A 4,835-nucleotide genomic window follows, 5' to 3' on the forward strand; every position below is an offset into this window, starting at 1 on the left:
GGGAATCAGATTCCCTCAGGGTTCCCCTCACGGACTGCAAAGCCGCGCCCCGGCACAGGCGGCACGGCCGAACGGCTCGGGCAGCGCGCACTGCCCGAGCCGCATATGTCGTTATACGCCAGCCGGGCCGAGGAACGTCCCGCCGGTCGCGTCGACGACCTGCCCGGTGACCCATCGCGAGTCGGCCGAAGCCAGGAACGCGACCACGTCGGCGATGTCGGCGGGGTCGGCGACCCGCCGGAGCGCGGACGCCCCCGCCGTGCCCGCGCGCATCCGCTCGTCGGCGAACATGTGCGCGGTGCGTTCGGTCGGCGTCGGGCCGGGCGCGACCGCGTTCACCGTGATCCCCCGCTGGCCGAGTTCCTGCGCCAGAGTGCGGGTGAACACGTCGAGCGCGCCCTTCGTCATGCTGTAGGCCAGTTCGAACGGCAGCGCGATGCGCGTGTCCGCGGACGAGATGTTGACGATCCGGCCGCCGTCCCGCAGCACCGGCAACAGACGCTGCACCAAGAAAAACGGTGCCCTCACGTTCACCGCGAACACCCGGTCGAAGTCCTCCGGCGTCGCCGTGGTGATCGAACCGGCGCCGGTTGCCGCGTTGTTGACCAGGATGTCGAGAGCGACCTCGCCGGTGCGTTCGCGCAGTTCCGCCGAGAGCCGGTCGAACAGCGTCGCCGCGTCCCCGTCGACGCCCAGCGTCGCCTGCACCGCGAACGCCTGCCCGCCGTTTGATTCAATCGCCGCGACGGTTTCCTTGGCCGCCGCTTCGTCGCTGCCGTAGTGCACGGCGACCAGCGCGCCGTCGTTCGCCAGCCGCGTCGCGATGGCCCGGCCGATGCCCTTGCCACCGCCGGTGACCAGTGCGATCTTCTTCGTCATTTCTTGCTCCCCTTGAGTGGTGAACTTCGATGTCCACACTTTCGGGGGGCTCGCTTACCGGGTGCGCACGAAGCGCTGACGGGGTCGGTCAGCGCTCAGCCAGGCTTGAGCCGGTACCAGACTTCCGGCCGTCCGACCTGCCCATATCGCGGTTCGCGCTGCGCCAACCCGTTGTCCGCCAAGTACTCCAGATACCGCCGCGCGGTCACGCGGGACGCCCCGATCGCGCTCGCCGCACCACCGGCGGACAACCCTTCGCCAGCTCCGGCCAGCGCGTCGGTGATCGCGTCCAGCGTCTCCGCGCTCATGCCCTTCGGCAGCGGAGCGGACTCGGTGGTGCGCAGCGTGCCGAGCGCGCGGTCGATCTCCGCCTGCCCGGTGACCTCGCCGGACGCCTCGCGGAACGACGCGTAGCGCTCCAGTTTGTCCCGCAGCGAGGCGAAGGTGAACGGCTTCAGCAGGTACTGCACGACCCCGACCGAGACCGCGGCCTTGACCAGCGCGAGGTCGCGTGCGGACGTCACCGCGATGACGTCGATCGGCAGCCCGGCCGCGCGCAGCGAACGGCAGACCGCGAGGCCGTGCGTGTCCGGCAGGTAGAAGTCCAGCAGGACCAGGTCGACGGGCTCGCGTTCGCAGAACCGCAGCGCCTCGCCGCCGGAATGCACCACCCCGGCGACCACGAATCCGGACAGCCGCTCGACGTACAGCCGATGCGCCTCGGCCGCCACCGGCTCGTCTTCCACCACCAGCACCCGGATCACGAGGACACCTCCTGCCTCGGCAACCGTACGGTGAACACCGCGCCGCCGTCCCGTCCGACGTCAATGGTGCCGCCATAGCGCCGGACCGCCTGCACCACCAACGCCAGCCCGAGACCGTGCTCGTCGCCCGCCTTCGTCGACCAGCCCCGGCGGAACATCTCCCCCACCGCGTCCTCCGGCACGCCCGGCCCGTTGTCCGCGACGCGCAGCAACAGACCGTCCTCTTCGGACCTTGCGGTGACCACCACCGCCGGGCGCGCGCCGGATTCCCGCACCACAGCGTCGATTCCGTTGTCGATCAGGTTGCCGAGGATCGTCACCAGATCCCGCCCGGCGACGCCGGGTCCGAGGTCGTCGATCATCGTGTCCGGCGTGATGGTGAACTCCACGCCGCGTTCGCTCGCCTCCGCGGCTTTGCCGAGCAGCAACGCGGCCAGCACCGGTTCGGCGACGGCGGTCATCACGCGGTCGGTGAGCTCCTGCGCGAGCGCGAGTTCGGCGGTCGCGAAGTCCACGGCGTCCTCGGGACGGCCGAGTTCCACCAGCGACACGACCGTGTGCAGCCGGTTCGCCGCTTCGTGCGCCTGCGACCGCAACGCTTCGGCGAGGCTGCGCGCGGTGGTCAGCTCGCCGGTGAGCGTCTGAAGTTCGGTGTGGTCGCGCAGGATCACGACGGTGCCCTGCGCGCGACCGCCGGAACTGACGAGCGTGGTGCTCACGACCAGCACCCGCGAGTCGGTCAGGTGCAGTTCCTCGGTGCGGTTTTCCGGCGCGGTGAACGCCGCCGCCAGCTCGGGCGACAAGCCCAGGTCCGCGAGCGACTGCCCGACCGGGTCGCCGCTCAGCCCGAGCAGCGTGCGGGCGCCGTCGTTGCACAGCCCGACCCGGCCGTCGCGGTCGACCAGCAGCACTCCCTCGCGAACCGAATGCAGCACCGCTTCGTGGTATTCGAAGAGATTGCTCAGCTCAGCCGGGGCGATGCCGCGCGTCTGCCGCTTCAGGCGCGCGCTCACCAGCCAGCCCCCGCAGGCACCCACCAGTAACACTGCCGCCGCGACGCCGAGCAGCGGCCAGACGCGCTCCTGCACCTCGGCCGAGATCGCCGCGATCGTGATGCCCACCGCGACGAGCGCGACCACGCGATGGTTCGCGTCGAACACCGGCACCACCACGCGCACCGACGGGCCGAGCGAACCGGTGTAGGTCTCGGACACCACTCCGCCCTGCTGCGCCGCTTCGATGTGCCCGAGGAACCGCTGGCCGATCAACGCCGGATTCGGGTGGGTGTAACGGATTCCCTGCGGCGACATGATCGTCACGAAATCCACGCGCGTGTCCACGAGCACCCGTTGCGCATACGGCTGCAGCTCCGCGGTCGGATCGGCGGTGGCCGCCGCCCGCGCGACGTCCGGCGCGTCGGCGATCGAACGGGCCACCGCGAGCGACTGCTCCCCGGCCCGGTCGGTCGTCGTGCGCCGGGCGTCGAGATAGGCAATAGTGATGCCGCCGGAGACGAGCACGAGCAAGATCGCCAGCTGCAGCACCAGCAGCTGACGGGCCAGGCTCCAGCGGCTCGTCCGGATCCGAGGTGTCGGGGGCACCCGCTCATACCAGCACACGCACGGGTCCGGCAGCACTCCGGCGCCGCGGCTGGGAAGTCCACACCGGACAGTCCCGCCGCGAACTCAATGAACACAACGGTGACGCCGGTCATATCCGCCCCGCATAGTGACCCGCGTTCCCCCCACCGAGCTGGAGGCAACGGTGCCTACACCGACCCCCGAGGCAGTCGCGCCCAAGCGCGACCGCACGCGTTACCTGTACCTGGCCGTGATCGCCGCCGTAGTGCTCGGCGTCGCGGTCGGCCTGCTCTGGCCGTCCGTCGGCAAGAGCCTCGCCCCGCTGGGCACCGGCTTCGTCAATCTGATCAAGATGATGATCTCGCCGATCATCTTCTGCACCATCGTGCTGGGCATCGGCTCGGTCGCGAAGGCGGCGAAGGTCGGCAAGGTCGGCATCACCGCGCTGGTCTACTTCATCGTGATGTCGACCTTCGCGCTCGCGATCGGGCTCGTCGTCGGCAACCTGCTGCACCCGGGCAGCGGCCTGCACCTCAACCCGGCCGACGTGTCGAAGGTGCACCAGCAGGCCAAGGGCGAGGGCGGGGTCGACTTCCTGCTCGGGATCATCCCGAAGACTTTCGTGTCCGCGTTCACCGAGGGCCAGGTGCTGCAGACGCTGCTCGTGGCGCTGCTGGCCGGGTTCGCGCTGCAGAAGCTCGGCAAGCGCGGCGAGCCGATCCTGCGCGGCATCGAGCACATCCAGCGGCTCGTGTTCCGCATCCTGTCGATGATCATGTGGGCCGCCCCGGTGGGCGCGTTCGGCGCGATCGCCGCGGTGGTCGGCGCGACCGGCTGGGGCGCGCTGCGCAGCCTGCTGGTGATCATGCTCGGCTTCTACCTGACGTGCCTGGTGTTCGTGTTCGGCGTGCTCGGCGCGGTGCTGTGGCTCGGCGCGCGGGTCAACATCTTCAGCCTGCTGCGGTATCTCGGCCGCGAATTCCTGCTGATCCTCTCGACGTCCTCTTCGGAATCCGCGCTGCCGCGGCTGATCGCGAAGATGGAGCACCTCGGGGTCAGCAAGCCGGTCGTCGGCATCACGGTGCCCACCGGGTACTCGTTCAACCTCGACGGCACCGCGATCTACCTGACGATGGCGACGCTGTTCATCGCCACCGCGCAGGACCAGCCGCTCGCGCTCGGCGAGCAGATCACGTTGCTGCTGTTCATGATCATCGCGTCGAAGGGCGCGGCGGGCGTCAGCGGCGCCGGCATCGCAACCCTGGCCAGCGGCTTGCAGTCGCACCGCCCGGAACTCGTCGACGGCGTCGGCTTCATCCTCGGCATCGACCGGTTCATGTCCGAAGCCCGCGCGCTGACGAACTTCGCCGGCAACGCGGTCGCGACTGTCCTCATCGGATCGTGGATGAAGGAATTCGACCGGGAACGCTCGCAGCAGGTGTTCACCGGCCAGGCGCCGTTCGACGAGGCGACCCTGCTCGACGACAAACCCGCCGAGCCGGCCAAACCAGTCCCGGCGAACGCCTGAGACCCAGTCCGGGCCCAGGCCCCTTCCCTCCGGGCGCGGACTGTTTCGGCGCCGCAGCCGTGCGCGTCCCCCGTGCGCGCGGCT

4 protein-coding genes are annotated in these 4,835 nt (G+C 70.1%); 1 reads left to right on the forward strand and 3 read right to left on the reverse strand.

The window, feature by feature from the left end; all coding sequences use genetic code 11:
* Positions 1 to 111 precede the first annotated feature (111 nt).
* From ACWDNU_RS44775 to ACWDNU_RS44785, 3 genes are all read right to left on the reverse strand, one after another.
* Entirely contained in the window at positions 112 to 879 is a 768-nt protein-coding gene (locus tag ACWDNU_RS44775; protein WP_449673324.1) for an SDR family oxidoreductase, read from the reverse strand.
* 95 nt (positions 880 to 974) lie between these two features.
* On the reverse strand, positions 975 to 1,643 hold the full coding sequence (locus ACWDNU_RS44780; protein WP_344286526.1) for a response regulator: 669 nt from the start codon (positions 1,641 to 1,643) through the stop codon (positions 975 to 977).
* A complete protein-coding gene (locus ACWDNU_RS44785) occupies positions 1,640 to 3,244 on the reverse strand; it encodes a sensor histidine kinase (protein ID WP_370936297.1) in 1,605 nt (534 codons plus the stop codon). Before ACWDNU_RS44785 ends, ACWDNU_RS44780 begins: the two co-directional genes overlap by 4 nt.
* A 163-nt stretch (positions 3,245 to 3,407) precedes the next feature.
* Between ACWDNU_RS44785 and ACWDNU_RS44790 the strand changes: the two genes are divergently transcribed.
* Complete coding sequence (locus ACWDNU_RS44790) at positions 3,408 to 4,751, forward strand: cation:dicarboxylate symporter family transporter (protein ID WP_449673325.1); 1,344 nt, start codon at positions 3,408 to 3,410, stop codon at positions 4,749 to 4,751.
* Positions 4,752 to 4,835: the final 84 nt, after the last annotated feature.

The sequence above is a fragment of the Amycolatopsis sp. NPDC003676 genome (assembly GCF_053587275.1).

Coding starts and splice junctions, on each gene's coding strand:
- ACWDNU_RS44775 (WP_449673324.1), bottom strand. CDS start 879: ATGACGAAGAAGATCGCACTGGTCACCGGCGGTGGCAAGGGCATCGGC.